General features: G+C 36.2%; 20 protein-coding genes. 4 read left to right on the forward strand and 16 right to left on the reverse strand.

What is annotated here, in order from left to right; all coding sequences use genetic code 11:
- Positions 1-13: 13 nt before the first annotated feature.
- The 3 genes from EG359_RS13610 to EG359_RS13620 form a co-directional block, all read right to left on the reverse strand.
- The gene (locus EG359_RS13610) at positions 14-337 is read right to left on the reverse strand and encodes a DNA-directed RNA polymerase subunit omega (protein WP_029298198.1); all 324 of its coding nucleotides are present in this window, start codon (positions 335-337) and stop codon (positions 14-16) included.
- Between the two features lie 42 nt (positions 338-379).
- On the reverse strand, positions 380-1,375 hold the full coding sequence (locus EG359_RS13615) for an outer membrane protein assembly factor BamD (RefSeq protein ID WP_076357087.1): 996 nt from the start codon (positions 1,373-1,375) through the stop codon (positions 380-382).
- 103 nt (positions 1,376-1,478) lie between these two features.
- The gene (locus tag EG359_RS13620) at positions 1,479-2,108 is read right to left on the reverse strand and encodes a TetR/AcrR family transcriptional regulator (RefSeq protein WP_076357089.1); all 630 of its coding nucleotides are present in this window, start codon (positions 2,106-2,108) and stop codon (positions 1,479-1,481) included.
- 96 nt (positions 2,109-2,204) lie between these two features.
- On the opposite strand from EG359_RS13620, the gene EG359_RS13625 reads away from it, so the two are divergent.
- From EG359_RS13625 to EG359_RS13640, 4 genes are all read left to right on the forward strand, one after another.
- A complete protein-coding gene (locus EG359_RS13625) occupies positions 2,205-2,831 on the forward strand; it encodes a TatD family hydrolase (protein WP_076357091.1) in 627 nt (208 codons plus the stop codon).
- Positions 2,824-3,549 (forward strand): tRNA threonylcarbamoyladenosine dehydratase, encoded by a 726-nt coding sequence (locus tag EG359_RS13630; protein ID WP_076357093.1) that lies wholly within the window; start codon positions 2,824-2,826, stop codon positions 3,547-3,549. The genes EG359_RS13625 and EG359_RS13630 overlap by 8 nt, the downstream gene beginning before the upstream one ends.
- The gene (rnpA, locus tag EG359_RS13635; RefSeq protein ID WP_076357095.1) at positions 3,549-3,920 is read left to right on the forward strand and encodes a ribonuclease P protein component; all 372 of its coding nucleotides are present in this window, start codon (positions 3,549-3,551) and stop codon (positions 3,918-3,920) included. The genes EG359_RS13630 and rnpA overlap by 1 nt, the downstream gene beginning before the upstream one ends.
- A 199-nt stretch (positions 3,921-4,119) precedes the next feature.
- Positions 4,120-4,719, forward strand: coding sequence for a DUF4126 domain-containing protein (locus tag EG359_RS13640; protein WP_076357097.1), 600 nt, complete (start codon positions 4,120-4,122; stop codon positions 4,717-4,719).
- 47 nt (positions 4,720-4,766) lie between these two features.
- Here EG359_RS13640 and EG359_RS13645 read toward each other — a convergent pair whose 3' ends face one another.
- The 13 genes from EG359_RS13645 to EG359_RS13705 form a co-directional block, all read right to left on the reverse strand.
- Positions 4,767-6,785, reverse strand: coding sequence for a tetratricopeptide repeat protein (locus EG359_RS13645; protein WP_076357099.1), 2,019 nt, complete (start codon positions 6,783-6,785; stop codon positions 4,767-4,769).
- Position 6,786: 1 nt separating this feature from the next.
- Complete coding sequence (locus EG359_RS13650) at positions 6,787-7,338, reverse strand: LptE family protein (RefSeq protein WP_076357199.1); 552 nt, start codon at positions 7,336-7,338, stop codon at positions 6,787-6,789.
- Complete coding sequence (locus tag EG359_RS13655) at positions 7,328-8,029, reverse strand: DUF4013 domain-containing protein (RefSeq protein ID WP_076357101.1); 702 nt, start codon at positions 8,027-8,029, stop codon at positions 7,328-7,330. Before EG359_RS13655 ends, EG359_RS13650 begins: the two co-directional genes overlap by 11 nt.
- A gap of 14 nt (positions 8,030-8,043) precedes the next feature.
- Positions 8,044-9,333, reverse strand: a complete 1,290-nt coding sequence (locus EG359_RS13660) for a sigma-54 interaction domain-containing protein (protein ID WP_076357103.1) — start codon at positions 9,331-9,333, stop codon at positions 8,044-8,046.
- A gap of 36 nt (positions 9,334-9,369) precedes the next feature.
- Positions 9,370-10,167 (reverse strand): tetratricopeptide repeat protein, encoded by a 798-nt coding sequence (locus tag EG359_RS13665; RefSeq protein ID WP_076357105.1) that lies wholly within the window; start codon positions 10,165-10,167, stop codon positions 9,370-9,372.
- Positions 10,139-10,657, reverse strand: a complete 519-nt coding sequence (locus tag EG359_RS13670; RefSeq protein ID WP_084180542.1) for a hypothetical protein — start codon at positions 10,655-10,657, stop codon at positions 10,139-10,141. The genes EG359_RS13665 and EG359_RS13670 overlap by 29 nt, the downstream gene beginning before the upstream one ends.
- A 9-nt stretch (positions 10,658-10,666) precedes the next feature.
- Complete coding sequence (gene miaB, locus EG359_RS13675; RefSeq protein WP_076357107.1) at positions 10,667-12,103, reverse strand: tRNA (N6-isopentenyl adenosine(37)-C2)-methylthiotransferase MiaB; 1,437 nt, start codon at positions 12,101-12,103, stop codon at positions 10,667-10,669.
- Between the two features lie 238 nt (positions 12,104-12,341).
- Positions 12,342-12,713 carry an energy transducer TonB gene (locus EG359_RS13680; protein ID WP_076357109.1) on the reverse strand — a complete coding sequence of 124 codons (372 nt, stop codon included), beginning with the start codon at positions 12,711-12,713 and terminating at the stop codon, positions 12,342-12,344.
- Between the two features lie 53 nt (positions 12,714-12,766).
- Entirely contained in the window at positions 12,767-13,246 is a 480-nt protein-coding gene (locus tag EG359_RS13685) for an energy transducer TonB (RefSeq protein WP_076357111.1), read from the reverse strand.
- Between the two features lie 123 nt (positions 13,247-13,369).
- Positions 13,370-15,103 (reverse strand): thiamine pyrophosphate-dependent enzyme, encoded by a 1,734-nt coding sequence (locus EG359_RS13690; protein WP_076357113.1) that lies wholly within the window; start codon positions 15,101-15,103, stop codon positions 13,370-13,372.
- 245 nt (positions 15,104-15,348) lie between these two features.
- The gene (gene lysA / locus EG359_RS13695) at positions 15,349-16,551 is read right to left on the reverse strand and encodes a diaminopimelate decarboxylase (protein ID WP_174567039.1); all 1,203 of its coding nucleotides are present in this window, start codon (positions 16,549-16,551) and stop codon (positions 15,349-15,351) included.
- 260 nt (positions 16,552-16,811) lie between these two features.
- Positions 16,812-18,035: a 3'-5' exonuclease gene (locus EG359_RS13700; RefSeq protein ID WP_076357115.1), complete on the reverse strand. Its 1,224-nt coding sequence runs from the start codon at positions 18,033-18,035 to the stop codon at positions 16,812-16,814.
- A gap of 145 nt (positions 18,036-18,180) precedes the next feature.
- Complete coding sequence (locus EG359_RS13705) at positions 18,181-19,707, reverse strand: helicase HerA-like domain-containing protein (RefSeq protein WP_076357116.1); 1,527 nt, start codon at positions 19,705-19,707, stop codon at positions 18,181-18,183.
- Positions 19,708-19,737 lie beyond the last annotated feature (30 nt).

The raw sequence follows: 19,737 nt of genomic DNA on the forward strand, positions 1-19,737 counted from the left end.
AAAACACAGATGATTATTTTCTCTCTTCTGTTTTTCTGAAATACACATCTCCGTTTAACCATTCTTCAATAGCGATTGAAGTTGGCTTTGGAAGTTTTTCGTAATGCTTAGAGATCTCAATTTGTTCTCTGTTTTCGAAAACTTCTTCTAATGTAGAATTGTGAACAGCAAATTCATCTAATTTATTGTGAAGTTCCGTACGGATCTCCGCATTGATTTGCTCTGCTCTCTTTCCCATGATAACAATAGCTTCATAGATTGAACCTACTTTATCTTCAATCTTATCCTTATCGTAAGTGATAGTATTTACTTCTGCTTTTGTATCTTTTACACTCATTTTGAGAAAATTATTTTATTTATAAGATGGCAAATTTACGAATTATCTTTGAATTTTGAAAGTCGCTGCAGGCGGAGGTGTCTGAAGGGCTGCACTGTCCCTCTGCATCTGCTTTGCTTGCTTTTCATTGCTAATCTGATCTTTAATCTGCTGGTCTGCTTTATTTTGATTAGCCAGCTTATCAGCTTCTTTTTTCTGTCTTGCTGTTAAAACTGCAATTCTTTCTTCAGTTTGCTTTTTAACAACAACAAAGTTTTGTTTTTCTTTCTCCAGCTTTACTCTAAGATCAGCTGCAGTTTTGGAATATTCTGTATTAGGAAGTTCCTTCTCTACCATTTTTGCATAGGTCAAAGCACTTTCAATACGCTCATCCTTAAGATCATAAATTGATTTTGTAGCCAATTCATAACGTGACTTCATGATGTAGTCATAAATTTTTGAACGAAGCTTTGTACTTGGGAAATCCTCCAATACATTTTCCAATGCTACATTGGCAGCTTTATACTGTCCCATTTTAAAATACTGTCTTCCGTTTTCATAGGCTTTGAATTCCAATTTATAAGACAGCTCATCAATAAGTTGAGAAATATTTTTTGATCTTTCGGAATTTGGATAATTGTTCAGGAAATCCTGAAGTTCATTGATAGCCAATTCTGTACTCGATTGATCCAGGTTGTAATCCATAGATCCCTCATAGTAACATAATGCAGACATATAAGCTGCTTCTTCTGCTCTTGGATCCTTTGGAAAGTTAACTGCAAAATTTTTAAACTGATGACCCGCCAACTTATAGTTCTTGTCATAGTAGTTTGCATACGCTGTATTGAAACCTACGTTAGGAAAGTCATCTGTTCCTGCCACAAGATTGGCAAGTCTGTCGTAAAGAGCCAATGCATTTTTCCACTTCTTCTTCGCGAAGTTTTCATTAGCTGCTTTTAAGATAAACTCTTTATCAGCGCTCTTCATTGCTCTTTCCTGCTGGCTTACACATGAGGCAATTACTGCTACAGCAAAAAGACCTAAAATATATTTTTTCATATAAAAAATTCAACAGTTTTCGGATTACACAGCCGATTTACTAATTTGCAAAAATATAACTTTTTTGTCAATAGATTTTTTTTTATGAATATTTAACGTAAATTTAGTCTGCAGCGTATCCCAAAATAGCAAAAACGCTCAATAAAAGATTCATTCTCACTTTTTTCTCAGCCTCTTTTGAGTAGGCTTCTTCATTTTTACTTGGTACGTAAAGTTCATAAAAGTTTTTGTTTCGGATTACAAACAATGTGGAACCAATAATCATGGTAAGAATATCCTCTGGTTTTGGAGTAAAGGTAAAGACTCCGGAAGCAACCCCTTTTTTTATCACTTCATCCAGTTTCTTTACAAACAGCTGATAGAAGTCCAGCAATTCATCCTTTAGGTTCTCTGTATGACGAAGCTCCTGAGTAACAAACCCATGAAAATAATTGTATTTGAATAGTTGGGAAACGATATATTTGATCATTTCACGCATCTGCATTTCAGGTTTTCCTTCCTTGATGGTGTCTGCAAATTCTGAGAAATTCTCCCTGGTCTTCAATACTCTGTACTGATAGAGATAAGACATCATTTTCTCCTTGGAACCGAAGTAATAAGAGATCATAGCGACATTTATATTTGCCTTAGAACAGATATCTCTTACAGAAGTTCCCTCGTATCCTTTTTTTGCAATCAGCTCTTCTGCAATATCCAGTATGTGAATCTGTTTTTCTGTAAATTTTTTTTTCATGAAGTGTACTTTGAGTAAAGTTAAGAAATTTTTAACACATTTATAAACGATTGTTTAATAATTTTTAATTAATTCTGAATTATAGTATTTTTGAAAATGGAATTTTTTGATTTTCACCATCATAAAAAAAATATCAGAGACGGAATTTACAATTTGGACATTGAGGGGATTCCGCCAGATTTTCCTTATTCAATAGGCATTCATCCCAATGATATTGATGTTATTAATATCAGCCTGCAGCTTAGCTGGATGAAAAGTATGATGTTCCAAAATTGCTTTGCTGTTGGTGAATGCGGCCTGGATTCTATGGTTCCAATTGATCAAAAAATTCAGGAGGAAGTCTTTTTAAGGCAGATTGAAATAGCCAATGAGGTAAAAAAACCGATTATTATTCACTGCGTGAGAAAATTCTATGAGGTGATCTCATTTAGGAAAAAGTCCAGTCAGGCTATGATCATTCATGGTTTTAATAAGAAACAGCAAATTGCGACGGATCTTCTTACCAATAATTTTTACCTGAGTTTTGGAAAAGCTGTTTTGTATAATTTATCTTTGCAGGATATTTTAAAAAACACTCCACTAGATAGACTCTTTTTAGAAACTGACAATGAAGATTTTAAGATCGAAGAATTGTACCTAAAAGTTTCGGAGATAAAAGAGATTTCTATGGAACAACTCAACGAACAAATTTTAGAAAATTTACACACGATAAGAAATGGATAAATACTGGTTGGAAAGAACAGAACTTCTGGTAAAAGAAGAAGGTTTGGAAAAATTGAATAAAGCCACTGTTCTGGTTGTGGGTTTAGGCGGAGTAGGTTCTTTTGCTGCTGAATTTCTGGCAAGAGCCGGAGTAGGAAACATGACAATCGTGGATGGTGATACAGTGGATATTACGAATATCAACAGACAGTTACCCGCTTTACGTTCTACCGTTGGAAAGCATAAGGTAGAGGTTGTTGCAGAAAGACTTTTAGATATTAATCCTGATCTTAACTTAACCAAAATCAATGAGTTTCTAAATCCTGAAAGAATGGATGAAGTTTTGGATTCTGCAAAATTTGACTATGTTTTGGACTGTATTGACAGCGTTACTCCAAAACTTTGTTTGATTATTGCTGCCAAAAGAAGAAGGATAAAAATTGTAAGTTCAATGGGAGCCGGTGGAAAAACCGATCCAAGCAAAGTATTGGTAAGAGATATTAGCAAAACCGAACACTGCCACCTCGCAAGACAAGTGAGAAAAAGACTGAAAAAGGTAAAAATTGACAAGGGAGTTCGTTGTGTTTTTGCCAATGATATTCAGGATGAAGAAAGTTTAAAAATGACTGACGGAACCAACTATAAAAGATCTTTTTACGGAACAATAAGCTATATGCCTGCAATTTTCGGTTTGTATACTGCTGCTGAAGTCATTAACTATCTAGTGCAACAAGATTAATGCAGAACACCAAATATCCCAGAGCGGAAAAGCTTAAAATGAATACAGAGATCGGTTTACTTTTTGAAAAAGGTAAATGGAGGACTTCTGGAAATCTAAGAATTATCATTTTGAAAGACAAGCCTACTCTTCCGGTACAAAGCGGTAGGTTTGGCGTATCTGTTTCAAAGAGATATTTCAAAAAAGCGGTTCATAGAAACCGTGTAAAAAGACTTCTTCGGGAATGTTACCGATTGAATAAGGATTTATTTAAGAATGCTTTTGGGGAAAAGACTATTGCTATGTTATTTTGGGTTTCTCCTGAAATGCCACAAAAGTTTCAGGACGTTGAAGCACAGTTTATAAAATTGTGTGAGGCACAGAAGAAGTAATACTCTTTAATACAACAATATGAAGCTATCACAGCTTCTCAATGCTCAATTCAGTATGGAGATTTATGAAGATCTACAATTTTTTGCTTGCTGATTTTATGGATTTTTATTTTTTCCTGTATTAACCAAGATTTCACAACATATCAAATCTCAGATAGTTTTTGTAATTTTATAGAAAACATTAAATCTGAAAACGAATATGTTAGATAACATTCCCTACCTTTCCTATGTAATCAGTGCCTTTATAGGCATTGGACTGGCTGCCGCTACGGGCTTCAGGGTATTTTTACCCATGTTTATTGTAAGTCTGGCTTCTTACTTCCATTGGATCCCGATGAATGAGCAATTTGAGTGGCTTGCGGGCTTGCCAACGCTTATTACAACAGGAATAGCCACGGTTGCTGAGATTCTGGCCTATTACATCCCTTTTGTTGATCATTTATTGGATACTGTCACCATTCCCATGGCTACAGTTGCCGGTTCTATTTTATTTGCCAGTCAGTTTGCTGAGCTGGGAACATTTCCACAATGGGCATTGGCATTAATTGCCGGTGGAGGAACAGCTGCTACTATTAGCTCAGGATTTGCAGGAATACGGGCCGCTTCTACTGCCACTACAGGAGGACTGGGAAATTCTGTTGTAGGAACCACAGAAACGGCTGGTGCAGGCATCATGTCTGTTCTTGCTATGGCAGCACCTATTATTGCCGCTATTTTAGCTATTGTCTTATTGGTTGTTGTGGTTATCTTTGGACGGAAAGCCTGGAAGAAATTACGGGGCAGTAAAAGTGCTCCCTAAGGTTTAAATATAAAAAAAGTACAGTTATTTCAACTGTACTTTTTTATTTAGTTTTTACTTCTAAAATCTTTTATATCCTTGATTTTGGTTTGAAAATATTCTTTTTTATCAGGATTTTTCTTGATTAATATTTCAAATGCCTTTATCGCCTTGGTGTATAGCTTTTGTTCAAAATAAAGGTTAGCTAACGTTTCTGTCATCAAATGTGAGATATCATCATTCTTTTCTTTTACAACGTAGGAGCTTTCCTCTCTTAGCTGACTGATTCTAGGATTGTTTTCAATAAAAGCTTCAATTGCTTTCTCTTTGATCTCCACCTTTTCCTTTTCTACCTCTTCTGGTCTATCTATTTTCAGCCAACTTTGCCAAGTATTGATAAACCCTGGTACGTTACTATTGATAGAGGATTGAGGGATATTATCTACCACAGCCTTCTGCATTGTTTCTTCGTCTACTGATCCTTCTTTATTTTCTTTCCTTGCCTCTTCAACCCTTAGGCTTGAAATATCTGAACCAAAGAATGAAACATTCATTACAGGTGCTTCTTCTTTGGGAGTGGCTGCACCTATATTTTCCGTTGAAACTTCTTTATTTTCAGGCTGATCTTCTGCCGGCTCAGAAATTTCTTCTATTATCGGTAAAACACTGTCATCTGATTCTTTCAGCTCAGCTTCAGGTTCATTAATAACCTCTACGTTTTCAGTCTTTTCAACCTGTGTAGCAGGAAGCTGTGTATTTATAGGGATAACAACTTCTGCTGACTTCTTGATCAAAGAATCAGGTGTATTAGATTCAAGGCTCATTGGTCTCCAGGTAGTTTGAATTTCAGGAGCTGCTTCTTCTTTTTCTTCTACAACCTCCTCCTTCGTAATGCTTTCTACTGGTACTTCTATATGTTCAACAGGTTTTTCCTGCTGTATAGGCTCTGTTTTTATTTCTTCGGATCCCGGACTGTCCTGATTTGTAGACCAAAAATGGAAATTCTGAGTTTCTGCAAAACTGATCTCATGATCTTTGGAAGCTTCCGGCTCTTCTTTCTCAGGTTGTGGAGCAGACTTTGTTTCCTTCATTTTTTTCTCTACTTCCTCAATCAGACGTCTCATTTCCTCCTCATGCTTATTTACAGGCTGGGAAACATCAGCAACTTCTTTCACTTCTTCATTATTTACCTGTATTTTGACATCAGGCAGAAATGCTTCAGTTCCGTGGAAGCTTAATTCAGCATCGGATTGTTTTGTCTCATCTTCGAATGTAGGAGCTGAAATATTTTCGTTTTCAATGATTGCTTCAGATTCTACTGATTCTTCAGCTTTATTTTCTTCGATATTTTCTACCGGCAATAAGGCCTCCGTTTCTTCAAAGCTTAGGTTCTCCTCTTCTTCTACTTTTTCTTCTTCAGTTTCTGAAATAATTGCGTCTTCATCAACAATTGTTGTTGGAGTAAAGCTTTCACCTGTATTTTCTTCAGTTTCGGTCTGTTTTTCCTCTTCTTTATTGTGAGCAGGTTCTTCTGATATGGATGCCAGCTTCTGGGTAACCAGTGTTCCGGATTCTAATGTAGATTCAAGATCAATGGTTTCAGTATTTTCCTCATCAAGGAAGTTTTCTTCGCCCTCAAATAAGATTCTGTTTCTTTCTCCATTAACAAAGACATGATTCACCTCTTGCTGGGGAGCCTGCAATATGCATGACTCTTTTCCCTCCTCTTCATTTTTTTCAGGAACAGCTTCTTCCCGTTTTATTGGAAAAGCTTTTTCTTTATAGGCATATCGAGGTTTTTCAACAATCTTGGAGGATTGTTTTTCTTCTACAGCTTCGGGTTTACGTTTCTGCTGAATCTTCCCGTTAATCAGTTGATAAAGAATTTTTTTATCAGTAGTATAAGCTGCTGTAATGGAAAGCTCTTTCTGATAATTTTCTTTTTCATACAGGTGTACTCCATATAAATGAAGTGCCCTTATATTTTGAATATAGGGAAAAGAGTGAATCTCTTCTTTCAAAAGACCAAGGTCTTCTGATTGAATATTTTTCGGATTTTTTATTAATTCTAAAACTCTGGGATTCATCTTACCAATTCGCTACAATGTCGTTAAAAATCTTGTTAATAATTCTCTCTGTTACAATTTTCACCTGTGAAGCTTCGATATCAGATTGTGACAAGTTGCTGTTAAAGGCAGCTTCATCAGTATAGGTTCTATCAAAACTAGAATCAGGATGTATTTTATTTTCATAATGCACCTTTACAGTAATTGTAAGCTTATTCTGTGCCTGCTGTATCACTCCGCCCGCTGGAGTTTGCGATGTGTTAGAGCTGATCGTAGTTGGCGTAATGGTATAGTCTGTAATTTCTCCTTCAATCAATAGATCAGGATTCTCTTTAGTCCCTTTCAATGTAGTTCTCTGTAGAAATCTATTCTGAATATCTGTTGAAAACTGCTGTGATAATGCAGGGTTTACAAGGGTTGCATTATTGGGAAATTCATTGATCTGAACGGTCTTTTCATCTGTAAGGGATGATCCTGTAAAGCTGTAGCAAGAGTTTAGCACTCCCAGTAAAGCAAAAAGAACTCCAACCAGTATTGGCTGTTTCAGACTAATATTTTTATTTTTAAAATTCATTTTTAGATCCAATTTCAGTAATTTCATCATGTTCAATTTGTTGAATAGCATCTTCATAGGCAAAATAATTTGCAGTATATAAAAATGGTATCGTAAGAAAAATCCCTATTCCGCAAGCAATAACACCAATCTGAGCTAGAATACCCACTACTATTGAGAAAAGCAAAATTGATATTAAATTTCCTTTACTCATTACTTTTGAAATATTCCAAGCCTCTTTTATATCCTTAATTCCTTTAAGACTAATTAATGGGGTAATATAGAAGCCTCTCAATACGAAGTAATAGATAGCTGCTATTATTAAAAATATATAAGGAATCATAAAAATTATGGCAACCGGGTTTTCATTATTTTCTGACATTCCGCCGGTTACAGCCATCACAATAATCAAAGGAATGTAAAGTACTAAAACACCTCCAAAAACAATTAACTGTAAGATAAAATAAGGCATAAAGTCTTTAAAGTCAAAAATATCTCCGGGGCTTGCTGCCTGATTTCTATTAAGTTTTTGAAGATATTTATATAAATTTCCCATTGCCAGTAAGCTGCAAAAAGGAATAATTGACATAAGACAGCATACTAAAAACGCCACAAAAATATTACCGAAGTCTTTCTTTAAAAACTCAAAACCTTTATTAATATATTCTCCGAGTTTAAAATTGATAGGTTTAGGTGTTAAAATTACTTTCATTATTTATATTGTGTTTAATCTTCCAGATTATATTGTTTTATTTTCCTATATAAGGTTCTCTGTGAGATTCCCAATTCGTCTGCAGCCCTATTTCTTCGTCCTTTATGCTTCTCCAACGCCTTGATAATCAAATCTTTTTCATTATTCTGAAGAGAAAGTGATTCTGGCCTGTTCTCCTCTACTTCAATGTCTTCAAAGTCTTCATAGCTATCTTCCGGACTTGAAATAATAGTTGGCGTCTGAACAGTTGGTGCATCGTTATTATTTTCAAAATATAATAAGGATCCTGAGTTGATCTGTGGCTGACTTTCCGGAGTGTAAATTCTGTTGATCAGATTTTTCTCATGATTGCTTAAGTCTCCCGTTCCTCTGTTCTTTATCAATTCCGAAGTTAAGGATTTTAAATCATTAATATCATTCCTCATATCAAAGAGAATTTTATACATAATTTCTCTTTCGCTTCCGAAGTCATTCTGCTTTGGTGTACTTTGATTATTAACTACCATTGGAAGATGGGTCTCCATTGGAATGTATTCTGCAAGCTTTTCTGCCGTGATATTTCTGTTTCTTTCCACAACGGTCATCTGTTCTACAAGATTTCTTAGCTGACGGATATTTCCCGGAAAAGAATAATTGTCTATATAATGAACTGCATTAGGTTCCAACTCCAGTTCAGGCATTCTGTATTTTTCCGCAAAATCTATAGCAAACTTCCTGAATAGCAAATGAATATCACCTTTTCTCTCTCTTAAAGGCGGCATATCGATCTGAACGGTATTCAAACGGTAAAATAAATCCTCACGGAATCTCCCGTCATGAATAGCCTTCATCATGTTGACGTTAGTAGCAGCTACAATCCTCACATTGGTTTTTTGAACCTGTGAAGAACCTACCTTCATAAATTCACCACTTTCCAGTACTCTTAAAAGACGAACCTGCGTCTGTAGGGGAAGCTCTCCCACCTCATCCAAAAAGATCGTTCCGCCATCAGCCACCTCAAAGTATCCTTTTCTGGTTGCTGTAGCTCCTGTAAAAGCACCTTTTTCGTGTCCGAACAATTCGGAATCTATGGTTCCCTCAGGAATTGCCCCACAGTTTACTACGATATAAGGCTGATGTTTTCTTTTGGATTCTGAATGGATAATCTTTGGAATGAATTCTTTCCCTACTCCACTTTCTCCAATAACAAGAACGGAGATGTCTGTAGGGGCAACCTGGATAGATTTTTCCAAGGCCCTATTAAGTGCCGGAAAATTCCCGATAATTCCAAAGCGGTTTTTTATGTTTTGTAACTCGTTGCTCATAAGTAAATATTTGATTATTGATTCAATGTTAATGTTCTACAGTTCTTCTATCTGTGTTCTGTAGATTTTGTTGAAATGATGAGTGTAGACGTCTTTCATTGTCTTTCCGTCATCATACGTTTTTAATGCTAACATTTTCAAATCCAAATAATCCTTGTTTCTAATCTTAGAAACTTTACTTTTAAAGTATATATTCTCAGCAAAGTCGTTTTCCTTGCTTTGTTTTTCAAAATTTTCCAGGGCTTTATCATATCTGCCCAGCTCGAAATAGGTTACCCCCAGCTGGTAATGATCGAACATTCCCTTGACATACCCTCTGGTAACCAGAAGTCTTTCTATAATACCTGCTGCCTTTTCTTTTTGCCCTAAAGCACTGTAAGACATAGCTTTCACTACGTCCAGATTATAATCTCCATTTAAGGATCTTCCTAAATCTTCCGGATAGTATTTTTTTAATTCCTCCAGATCCCGGATAGCGCCTTTATAGTCTCTCAAAAACTGGAATTTGCACCAGCCTCTGTATCCAAGATGCATTTTAGGGTCTAAAGCAACGGCCTTATCAATTAATATTTTCCAGGTTGCAAAGTCACCATTCTTAAGATAAGGAACCGCTTTCTCCATATAGCTATTGGAGAAACTCGGACAAAGTTCAATAGCTTTATCAAACCCTTCCTGAGATTCCCAGGAACCTTGTAAATCTGAAGCCCAGTTGTATAACTCGCACGCTTTTTTGCAGTCCTCACCCTCTACTGCATTACAGTTGACCTGTGCAATAGTATTGGTGTACACTATAAGTAACAAAAAGCTAAGGTAATACCTCTGAAACTTGTCCATTTTCAATTTTATAGGTTAAATACTGATAATAGTCTATTTTTAAACCCTTTACCTCTTTTGGCATCCAGCCATTGAGTGATTTTGTGAATTTTAAAAGTTTATTTTCTAATTCTTCATCCAGGATAGTATCTTTCAATTCTGAATCCATATGTTTCAGCCTGAACCATCCTGTCTTTCCCTCACAATTTACTAAAAATCTAACGGTAACATAACCATTAATCTCCTTTTCAGTGTATATATTTTCTTTTTTTAGTTTTTCAACAATAGCGATTTTCTCTCCTTTATAATCAACCGGCTGTTGTCCGTGATAATACTGAAAACTGAAAGGTCTATTTTTACCTGCTCCGCATTTTTTAAAACCAGCATCATCCAGTTTTTCATTAAATATAGCATCACCTACAGTATCTGGATATCTCCCTGTATTTTTCTCTGTCTGACACGAGATCAGAACAAAGGAAAATAGTGTAAAAAGGTAAACCGCTTTTATCAAAACCTCAATTTATTCCGTGATTCTTCCTAAAAGCGTGCCTTGGGTGTTATCATACACAAAAACGTCCACAATGTCACCTATTTTCTGTCCTTCCAGTTTATCAAAGACACAGACTGCATTCTGGGAATTTCTTCCTTTCCATTGGTTTTTATTCTTCTTGGAAATTCCTTCGATTAGAATTTGGTGCACTCTTCCAACATAAGATACCATTCTTTTTCTGGAAAGCTCTCCTTGCAGGGCAATAACCTCAGCAAGACGTCTCTGCTTCACATCAGCCGGAATATTATCTTCCATTTTCTTGTGCGCAGGTGTTCCCGGCCTTTCTGAATAGGCGAACATATAACCGTAGTCATATTCCACTTCTTTCATCAGACTTAATGTATCCTGATGATCTTCCTCTGTTTCGTTACAGAATCCTACAATCATATCCTGAGAAAAAGCTACTTCAGGAACAATTTCCTTTGCTTTTCTAATGAGCTCAAGATATTCTTCGCGCGTATGCTGTCTGTTCATGGCTTCAAGCATATTATTGCTTCCACTTTGTACAGGAAGGTGTACATATTTACAGATATTATCGTGCTTGGCCATCATTCTGAACACATCCAGACTCATATCCTGAGGATTAGATGTGGAGAATCTGATTCTCATTTCAGGAATAGCCTTGGCTACTAAATCAAGCAATTGAGCAAAGTTAACTGCTGTAGCTTTCTGCATTTCAGATGCCTTGGCAAAGTCTTTTTTAGGACCTCCCCCATACCATAGGTAAGAGTCTACGTTTTGACCTAAAAGGGTAATTTCTTTATATCCGCTATTGGCCAGATCTTTACACTCATCTATGATGGAGTGTGGATCACGGCTTCTTTCTCTTCCCCTGGTAAAGGGAACCACACAGAATGTACACATATTATCACACCCTCTGGTGATGGTAACAAAAGCTGTAACTCCATTTCCTCCTAAACGTACCGGATTAATATCTGCATAAGTTTCTTCTTTTGATAGAATTACATTGATAGCGTCTCTTCCATCATCTGTTTCTTTCAAAAGATTAGGCAAGTCTCTATAAGCATCCGGGCCTACAACAAGATCTACCAATTGTTCTTCTTCTAAGAATTTGGTTTTTAATCTTTCCGCCATACACCCCAGAACTCCAACCGTCATGTTAGGTTTTTCTTTCTTAAGGTTTTTGAACTGGGAAAGACGCATTCTTACTGTTTGCTCTGCCTTTTCACGAATGGAGCATGTATTCAACAGGATCAAATCTGCTTCTTCAACTTTCATCGTAGTATTATATCCCTGTTCATTAAGAATGGATGCAACAATTTCAGAGTCAGAGAAATTCATCTGACAACCATAGCTTTCTAAAAACAGTTTTTTAGAATTCTCAGGTCTTTCAGCAATAGCAAAAGCTTCACCCTGTTTTGTCTCGTCTATATATTTTTCCTGCACGATAATCAATTTAAGGTTCGGTATTTAAAATTCAGGCGAATTATTCCGGGAATTTTAATCTACGAACAGATAAGTTTGCAAAGATACAAAATATTGTGACAGAATGTCAGGGCTATCTTACAGTAAAATTTATTGAAAAATATAACAACAATGCAATCCTTTATTTATTGGGATATTTTATATACCTCGAGGGATTCTAAGGCCTTTTGTATGGTTTGTTTTACAATTAAAAAGACTGTTAATCTCCATGATCAAAATGATCTGATGTAAAATCAATTTTAATGATTTTCTTGGAAACCGCAGGCCTCCCGTCTTTCATTGCTGGCGTCCATTTCTTTTTTACCTTCTTAATAGCAAAACGCATATCATCAATAAACATTTCGCTGTTCTTTACTTTTGGTAAAACATCAAGATTTTCAACCCTGCCGGCTGTATTTACATCAAATACAAAAACAAATTTTCCGTTGACTGCATATTTCTTAAGATCAATATAAGAGTATATCATTTGTAAAAACTCTTTGGTGAAAGCTTCATCACCACCAGGAAATTCTGCATTTTGATAAGTTTCTGCATGATCATTCTTAGTCTTGAATTCTTGTGAGTATCCCATAAAACTAAAAAATAAGAACAGGAATAAAAAATATTTTTTCATCATAATGTGCATTACATATCTACAGATAAGGAAGAGAAGTTCATTCTTACTCTCATTTCAGATTTTACAGGTTGTCCATTACAGGTTGCAGGGTTCCAGGGTTTCTTAATTCTTCTTACTACATACTGCATATCATCAAAGAAAGCCTCACTGTGAAGAACTTTTGGAGAGCCAACCGCATCAATAACTTTTCCTTTATCATCTATAATTAGTGAAAATGTAAAATCACCACTCAACGTATAAAAGTCTGCATTCAGATAAGTATACATATATTTACTCAATATGCTCTTATACACTGAAGCTCCTCCCTCGAAAGAAGCCGGCTTAAAATCATTACATTTAGCAGCAACCTGTAAGAATGGTTCTTTAATATCTATTTTAAAAAGATTTTTATTATTTTCTACAATAAAGGAATCATCTCTATCTTCAAGCTCCTGGGCAAATGCAAAGTTTGCCACACAAAGAGCAAAAAATACAAGTATCGTTCTCATATCGAATTTTATTCTTAATTTATTGAACAAAGGTAAATATTTAGAGGTCTTATAAAAAAGAAAAACTTCATACGAATATGAAGTTTTAAGAGTATTTACGCCTAAAAGGCTATCATGAGCATGTTATAACATCCCCTTGATATGTTTGTAATTTGATTTCACGGTTTCAAGAACCTCATCCATTTTTCCGCCGAGCATTAGCTGCGCCATAGATTTGGTCATTCCCAGCACCTGATTAAATTCAATTTTTGGAGGAAGCGCCAGCGCATTAGGATTGGTGAAGATATTCAGCAGGTAAGGACCATTATGATCTAAGCATTCCTTAATAGCAGTTTCTACATCTTCTGGCTTGTGTACATTTTTCCCTGGATATCCCATCGCTTGGGCCACCAATGCAAAATCCGGATTAATCATATCTGTTTCATTGTCTGGCATCCCTCCTACTTCCATTTCCAATTTTACCATTCCGAGGGTTCTGTTATTAAAGACAATTAATTTTATGGGTAATTTGTATTGAAAAATTGTAGCCATATCACCTAATAACATAGACAGTCCGCCATCTCCACACATGGCAATAATCTGTTTATCAGGATGCGCCAAAGAAGCCCCTATTGCCATTGGCATTGCATTAGCCATAGACCCATGATTAAAGGAACCTAGCATCTTTCTTTCTCCGGTTCCAGTAATAAATCTGGCTCCCCAAACACAACACATCCCTGTATCTACGGTAAAAATAGCGTCTTTTTTGGCCAGTCGATCCAAAGTGTGTGCTACATATTCCGGCTGAATGGCATCTTCTTTCCCAAAATCCTTGACATATTCGAGTTGATTTTCCTTGACCTTTTCATAAAACGCCAGCTGCTCGTTCAGGAAGTCAAGGTCAGTTTTTTCTTTTAGCAAGGGAAGCAAAGCCATGATTGTTTGCTTAATATCACCTGCAAGTCCCATTTCAAGCTTAGCCCTTCTCCCTAATCTTTCAGGACTTTCATCTATCTGAACAATTTTATTTTTTACAGGCATGAATTTTTGATATGGAAAATCGGTTCCAAGAAGAACAACTACGTCAGCCTCGTGCATGGCGTGATAGGCAGAAGGGAAACCCAACAATCCTGTAAGTCCAATTTCATTCGCATTGTTAGGCTGAATGGCCATTTTTCCACGAAATGAATATCCAACGGGAGCTTTTAATAGCTTAGATAATTCTATAACCTCTGCACTGGCCTCAGATGCACCTATCCCGCAATAAAGGGTTACTTTCTTATTTTCATTGATAAGCGCTGCCAAGCTATTCAACTCATCGTCTGATGGCCTGATAACCGGATTGGTCTTAAATATTTGAGCGGAAGTGGACGCCTCTTCTGCATCAAGCTCGGAAACATCACCAGGAAGGCCTATCACAGCAACTCCCTTTTTTGAAATGGCATGCTGAATGGCTGTCTGAATTGTTCTTTGTACTTGTTCAGGACGTGTAATCATCTGATTATAATAGCTGCAGTCATCAAAAAGCTTTATGGTATTCGTTTCCTGAAAATAATCCATTCCCATTTCATCACTAGGAATTGTAGAGGCAATAACCAACATCGGAATATGTGATCTGTGGGCTTCATATACTCCATTGATAAGATGAACATGCCCGGGGCCACAACTTCCGGCACATACCGCAAAGCCGTCAAGTTCAGCTTCTGCCGCTGCTGCATAGGCCCCCACTTCTTCGTGTCGTACATGAATCCATTGGATACTGCTTTTCTTGACCGCAATATTAAGATGATTGAGACTGTCTCCTGTTACTGCATAAATTCTTTTCACACCCGCATTTTCGAGCATTTCAACAATTTGCTCTGCTATATTTTTAGCCATAATTAATAGATTTGGTGATTATTTTCTCTTTATAAAGAATGATAATAAGAGGATGTAAATCCCTCTAATCCTATCAAATTTAGCTAATTAATTGGAACTTCCAGACAGTTTTAGTATTAAAACTTTGTTATTTTTTATTGAAATCCGGATCATGTTAAAAGTTTACAACAGTCTATTGTATTCTATTTAAAAACAAATCGGCCGCCCATAAGGGCGGCCGATTCAATATTATTATTTGAAATAGCTTAAACAACCACTTCAATCTGGTTTCTCAATAGGTCTTCAAACTCGTCTCTTTTACGAATCAGGAGAGCTTTTCCATCAAGGAATAAAACTTCTGCAGGCTTTAATCTTGAATTGAAGTTTGAACTCATTTCAAAACCGTAAGCTCCGGCATTATGGAATGCTAGAATATCTCCTTCTCTTACTTCATTTAATTTTCTGTCCCATGCAAACGTATCTGTTTCGCAGATATTTCCCACTACGGTATAAATTCTTTCAGCTCCTTTTGGATTAGATAAATTCTCAATCATATGGTAAGAATCATAAAACATAGGACGAATCAAGTGATTAAATCCGGAATTCACTCCCACGAAAACAGTGGCTGTAGTTTGCTTGATTACATTAGCTTTCACTAATAAATATCCGCTTTTTCCAACCAGGAATTTCCCCGGCTCGAACCATAGTTCGAATTTCTTCCCTGTAGTTTTTGAAAACTCAGAAATTACTTTTTCTACTTTTTTGCCTAATGTTCTAACATCAGTTTCTTCTTCACTATCCTGATAAGGAATTTTGAAGCCGCTTCCCATATCCAGATACTTCAGGTTAGGGAAATGCTCAGAAAGCTCCAGCATAATCTCCAAAGCCTGTAGAAATACATCCGGATCCTTGATTTCACTTCCCGTATGCATGTGAAGTCCTTCAACATTCAGGTTTGTACTTTTCATCACTCTTTCAATGTGACGAACCTGGTGAATAGAAATCCCGAACTTACTGTCGATATGCCCCGTTGAAATTTTATAGTTACCTCCGGCAAAAATATGCGGGTTGATTCTTACTAAGATTGGATAAGTGTTTCCGTATTTATTCCCAAATTGCTCAAGAATAGAAATGTTATCAATGTTTATATGAACTCCGAAAGTCATTGCTTCCTCTATTTCAGCTAAGTCAACACAATTTGGAGTAAATAATATTTTTTCTTTCGAAAATCCCGCCTTTAATCCAAGCTTAACTTCGTTAATAGATACACAATCCAAAGAAGCACCCAGGTTCTTGACATACTTAAGGATATTGATGTTTGTCAAAGCCTTCGCTGCATAGAAGAACTTAGTATGTTTTAAAAAAGAAGATGTGAGTTTTTCGTATTGAACTTTGATGGACTCAGCATCATAAACATACACTGGTGTGCCAAACTCATTGGCAATCTTTAATAATTCTTTTGAATTCATAATTTCATTTTAACATAAAAAAAGGCAGATCTTTCGAAAAAAGAGCCTGCCACATTGATTATTTTTTATGCAAGACAAGTCTTTTAAATATTCCAAACCTTAGAGAACTTTACAGTTCCCTTTTTTCCAGTTTTATTTTGTTTAAAATTTTGCATTGCTTCTATTTAATTTTTGCAAAAATACCATTTATTTTTTATTTCAAGAAAAATGATTTGAAAACCACCTTCTTAATAAAAGTTTGTAACGTTTAAATTTCTCTATTATTTTGGCAACGGTAAGGTCTCAAAATCTCCACGAAGAAGTGCTAATTGCAGTTCATTGTTCAAATCAACGGAAGATAAAGGGAGGTCAATTTTCAGTTTAGCCAGCTTACTTAACGTCTGAATCTGCGTAAATAAATCATAAAAACCAAAGGACATAACCTTTCCGTTTTCAATAATTAAAAATAATTTTTCACCTAATTTTCTTCCTGTACCCAACCAGAGTTCATTTCTTTTTCTAAACTCTATTTTTTGCTTTAATACAGCTACATCATTATATTCTTCTATAGCACCGATAAACTGAACCGCTTTTGTTCCCTGAGTAAATGATCTGAATTTGAGAATAGGCTTTTCCGTTTTATTAAGTATATTTTTTTCAACAACATATTTATTGTTTCTGAAATACAGCCCAAAAGGTAAAACTTCTTTTTTCTTAATGTTCTTGGAGTTAAGAATCAGTTTTGCAATAATATCTGTTCCGGTAAGCTCAAAATTAATCTGTTCTACACTTTTCTGGATCTGTTCCCATTTTTTTGATTTGGAATTAAAAACCTTTTTTGAAAACTTATTGATATCCTGCGCATAATCAGAAAAGATAATTCTTCCTGACTCGTCCTGAAAATAGACAAAACCTTTATCATTAGGAAGATCCTGTGTAAGTTCCTTAATCTTATTGATATAGGTCTTGGCATTGGTTTCATCATGTTGCTTCTGAATAATTTCGTTTTCAGTATCCTTTGATATCAAAAGCTTGAACAGCTCCAAGGTTGCCCTGGCATCCCCATCAGCTCGGTGATGGTTAGTCAATGGAATTCCTAGTGACTTCACAAGTTTACCCAATGAGTAGCTTACTTCATCCGGTATCAATTTTTTCGCCAATGGAATTGTATCTAAAGTATTGATTTTAAAATCATAACCTAGCCGATTGAACGACTGACGAAGCATCCTGTAATCAAAATCAATATTATGTCCTACAAGTGTTGTATTTTCTGTGATTTCGATTACTCTTTTTGCTATTTCGTGAAACTTTGGAGCCGTTTTTACCATTTTAGGGGTAATGTTGGTTAGTTTCTGTACAAAGGGAGTAATATCGCCCTCAGGATTGACAAGGGATATAAACTGGTCAGTAATTTTCTGACCATCGTATCTGTAGATGGCAATATCTATAATGCATTCATGTCTATAACCTGCACCATTACTTTCTATATCTATAATCGAATACATTGTTTTCCCTTTAACTGCTATTTCAAATTTATTAAAATCCTAATTTCTTTACCGTGAGAAACTTTCCTCATGGGTGAAGATAACCTGCTAAAATAACAAAAAATATATCAAATCATAGCAGGTCATCATAGATTATACATCAGAACTATCTTCTTCTACCTCCCAAGCCAAACATTCCAAGAATTGCTTTTGCTCCTTCACGCATTAGCGTATTTGTAAAAGTTCTTCCTGCCGAACTCTGTAGCACCTGTTCAAACATTCCCGGCTCTTCTTTTACGGGTCTTGTCCTTTGAGTAGATGTAGGGTTTTGGGCAGCCTGTTCCATTCTGTTGGTTAATATTTCATAGGCAGATTCCCTGTCTATTGGCTCTTCGTACTTTGCTACCAAAGCCGATTGTGCAGTCAGTTCTGAAATCTCAGCCTCACTAAGAACATCCATTCTGGATTCTGGTGAGATAAGATAAGTATGAACCAATGGTGTTGGGATTCCCTTTTCATCCAAGGCCGTTACAAAAGCTTCTCCAATTCCCAGATTCTGAATAAGACTGGAAGCATTGTAGTACTCCGTAATAGGATAGTTCTCTACTGCCTTGGAAATTTCTTTTTTATCTTTTGCGGTAAACCCTCTAAGGGCGTGCTGAATCTTCAACCCTAATTGTGACAGCACATTTTCTGGGACATCACCCGGAATTTGTGTAATAAAATAGATCCCCACTCCTTTGGAACGAATCAGCTTTACCATGGTTTCAATCTGCGAAAGAAGAGCCTTTGATGCTTCATCAAAAAGTAAGTGAGCCTCATCTATAAATAACACTAATTTTGGCTTTCCGCTATCTCCTTCTTCAGGGAATGTCATATAAATTTCCGCAAAAAGTGAAAGCATAAATGTAGAAAACAACTGCGGTTTGTTCTGAATGTCTGCCACCCTTAAGATATTCACGACTCCTTTTCCGTCTCTTGTTTCCAGCAGGTCCTGAACATCAAAGCTTAATTCTCCAAAGAAATCCGCAGCTCCTTGCTGTTCCAAAGCAACAATAGACCTTAGAATTGCGCCTAAGGAAGCCGGTGCTATTGAGCCGTAGTTGGCTGCAAGCTCAGCTTTTCCCTGAGCATTATCTGTTACATATTGCAATACTTTCTTCAGATCATTCAGATCAATCAATGGAAGCCCTTTATCGTCACAATACTTGAAGACAATAGACATGATACTTTGCTGCGTATCGTTAAGTTCAAGGATCTTACTTAATAAAACAGGACCGAACTCTGTTACCGTAGCTCTCAGCTTCACTCCCTTTCCTCCTGAAATGCTCATCAACTCTACAGGAAATCCCTGTGGAGTATAAGGAAGCTGGGTTTTCGCATATCGTTCCTCAATAATGGAGTTCATCTGGCCTGCTTCAGCAATTCCGGAGAAATCTCCCTTGATATCCAATACCAGAGATGGGATTCCCGCATGAGAAAGCTGTTCTGCAAATACCTGTAATGTTTTGGTCTTACCGGTTCCGGTAGCTCCGGCAATAAGACCGTGGCGGTTGATTGTTTTCAAAGGAATGGTTACATTCACTTCAGAAACAACTTCGCCGTCCAGCATTCCTTTTCCTAATATAATGTGCTCTCCCTTGGGTGTGTATTTAGTATTTAATTCTTCAATAAATTGTGCTTTGTCTGCCATTTGATCAATTTTTTAAACTTATAAATATAA

It is taken from the genome of Chryseobacterium joostei (genome assembly GCF_003815775.1).
In the GTDB taxonomy this organism is placed as follows: Bacteria; Bacteroidota; Bacteroidia; order Flavobacteriales; family Weeksellaceae; genus Chryseobacterium; species Chryseobacterium joostei.

Excerpts from the sequence above, each read along its gene's own strand:
- EG359_RS13665 (WP_076357105.1), bottom strand. The coding sequence starts at position 10,167 with ATGGACAAGTTTCAGAGGTATTACCTTAGCTTTTTGTTACTTATAGTG.
- EG359_RS13640 (WP_076357097.1), top strand. The coding sequence starts at position 4,120 with ATGTTAGATAACATTCCCTACCTTTCCTATGTAATCAGTGCCTTTATA.
- EG359_RS13615 (WP_076357087.1), bottom strand. The coding sequence starts at position 1,375 with ATGAAAAAATATATTTTAGGTCTTTTTGCTGTAGCAGTAATTGCCTCA.
- EG359_RS13700 (WP_076357115.1), bottom strand. The coding sequence starts at position 18,035 with ATGTATTCGATTATAGATATAGAAAGTAATGGTGCAGGTTATAGACAT.
- EG359_RS13655 (WP_076357101.1), bottom strand. The coding sequence starts at position 8,029 with ATGAAAGTAATTTTAACACCTAAACCTATCAATTTTAAACTCGGAGAA.
- EG359_RS13660 (WP_076357103.1), bottom strand. The coding sequence starts at position 9,333 with ATGAGCAACGAGTTACAAAACATAAAAAACCGCTTTGGAATTATCGGG.
- EG359_RS13650 (WP_076357199.1), bottom strand. The coding sequence starts at position 7,338 with ATGAATTTTAAAAATAAAAATATTAGTCTGAAACAGCCAATACTGGTT.
- rnpA (WP_076357095.1), top strand. The coding sequence starts at position 3,549 with ATGCAGAACACCAAATATCCCAGAGCGGAAAAGCTTAAAATGAATACA.
- EG359_RS13625 (WP_076357091.1), top strand. The coding sequence starts at position 2,205 with ATGGAATTTTTTGATTTTCACCATCATAAAAAAAATATCAGAGACGGA.
- EG359_RS13680 (WP_076357109.1), bottom strand. The coding sequence starts at position 12,713 with ATGGGATACTCACAAGAATTCAAGACTAAGAATGATCATGCAGAAACT.
- EG359_RS13610 (WP_029298198.1), bottom strand. The coding sequence starts at position 337 with ATGAGTGTAAAAGATACAAAAGCAGAAGTAAATACTATCACTTACGAT.
- lysA (WP_174567039.1), bottom strand. The coding sequence starts at position 16,551 with ATGAATTCAAAAGAATTATTAAAGATTGCCAATGAGTTTGGCACACCA.
- EG359_RS13685 (WP_076357111.1), bottom strand. The coding sequence starts at position 13,246 with ATGAGAACGATACTTGTATTTTTTGCTCTTTGTGTGGCAAACTTTGCA.
- EG359_RS13620 (WP_076357089.1), bottom strand. The coding sequence starts at position 2,108 with ATGAAAAAAAAATTTACAGAAAAACAGATTCACATACTGGATATTGCA.
- EG359_RS13705 (WP_076357116.1), bottom strand. The coding sequence starts at position 19,707 with ATGGCAGACAAAGCACAATTTATTGAAGAATTAAATACTAAATACACA.
- EG359_RS13690 (WP_076357113.1), bottom strand. The coding sequence starts at position 15,103 with ATGGCTAAAAATATAGCAGAGCAAATTGTTGAAATGCTCGAAAATGCG.
- EG359_RS13645 (WP_076357099.1), bottom strand. The coding sequence starts at position 6,785 with ATGAATCCCAGAGTTTTAGAATTAATAAAAAATCCGAAAAATATTCAA.
- EG359_RS13630 (WP_076357093.1), top strand. The coding sequence starts at position 2,824 with ATGGATAAATACTGGTTGGAAAGAACAGAACTTCTGGTAAAAGAAGAA.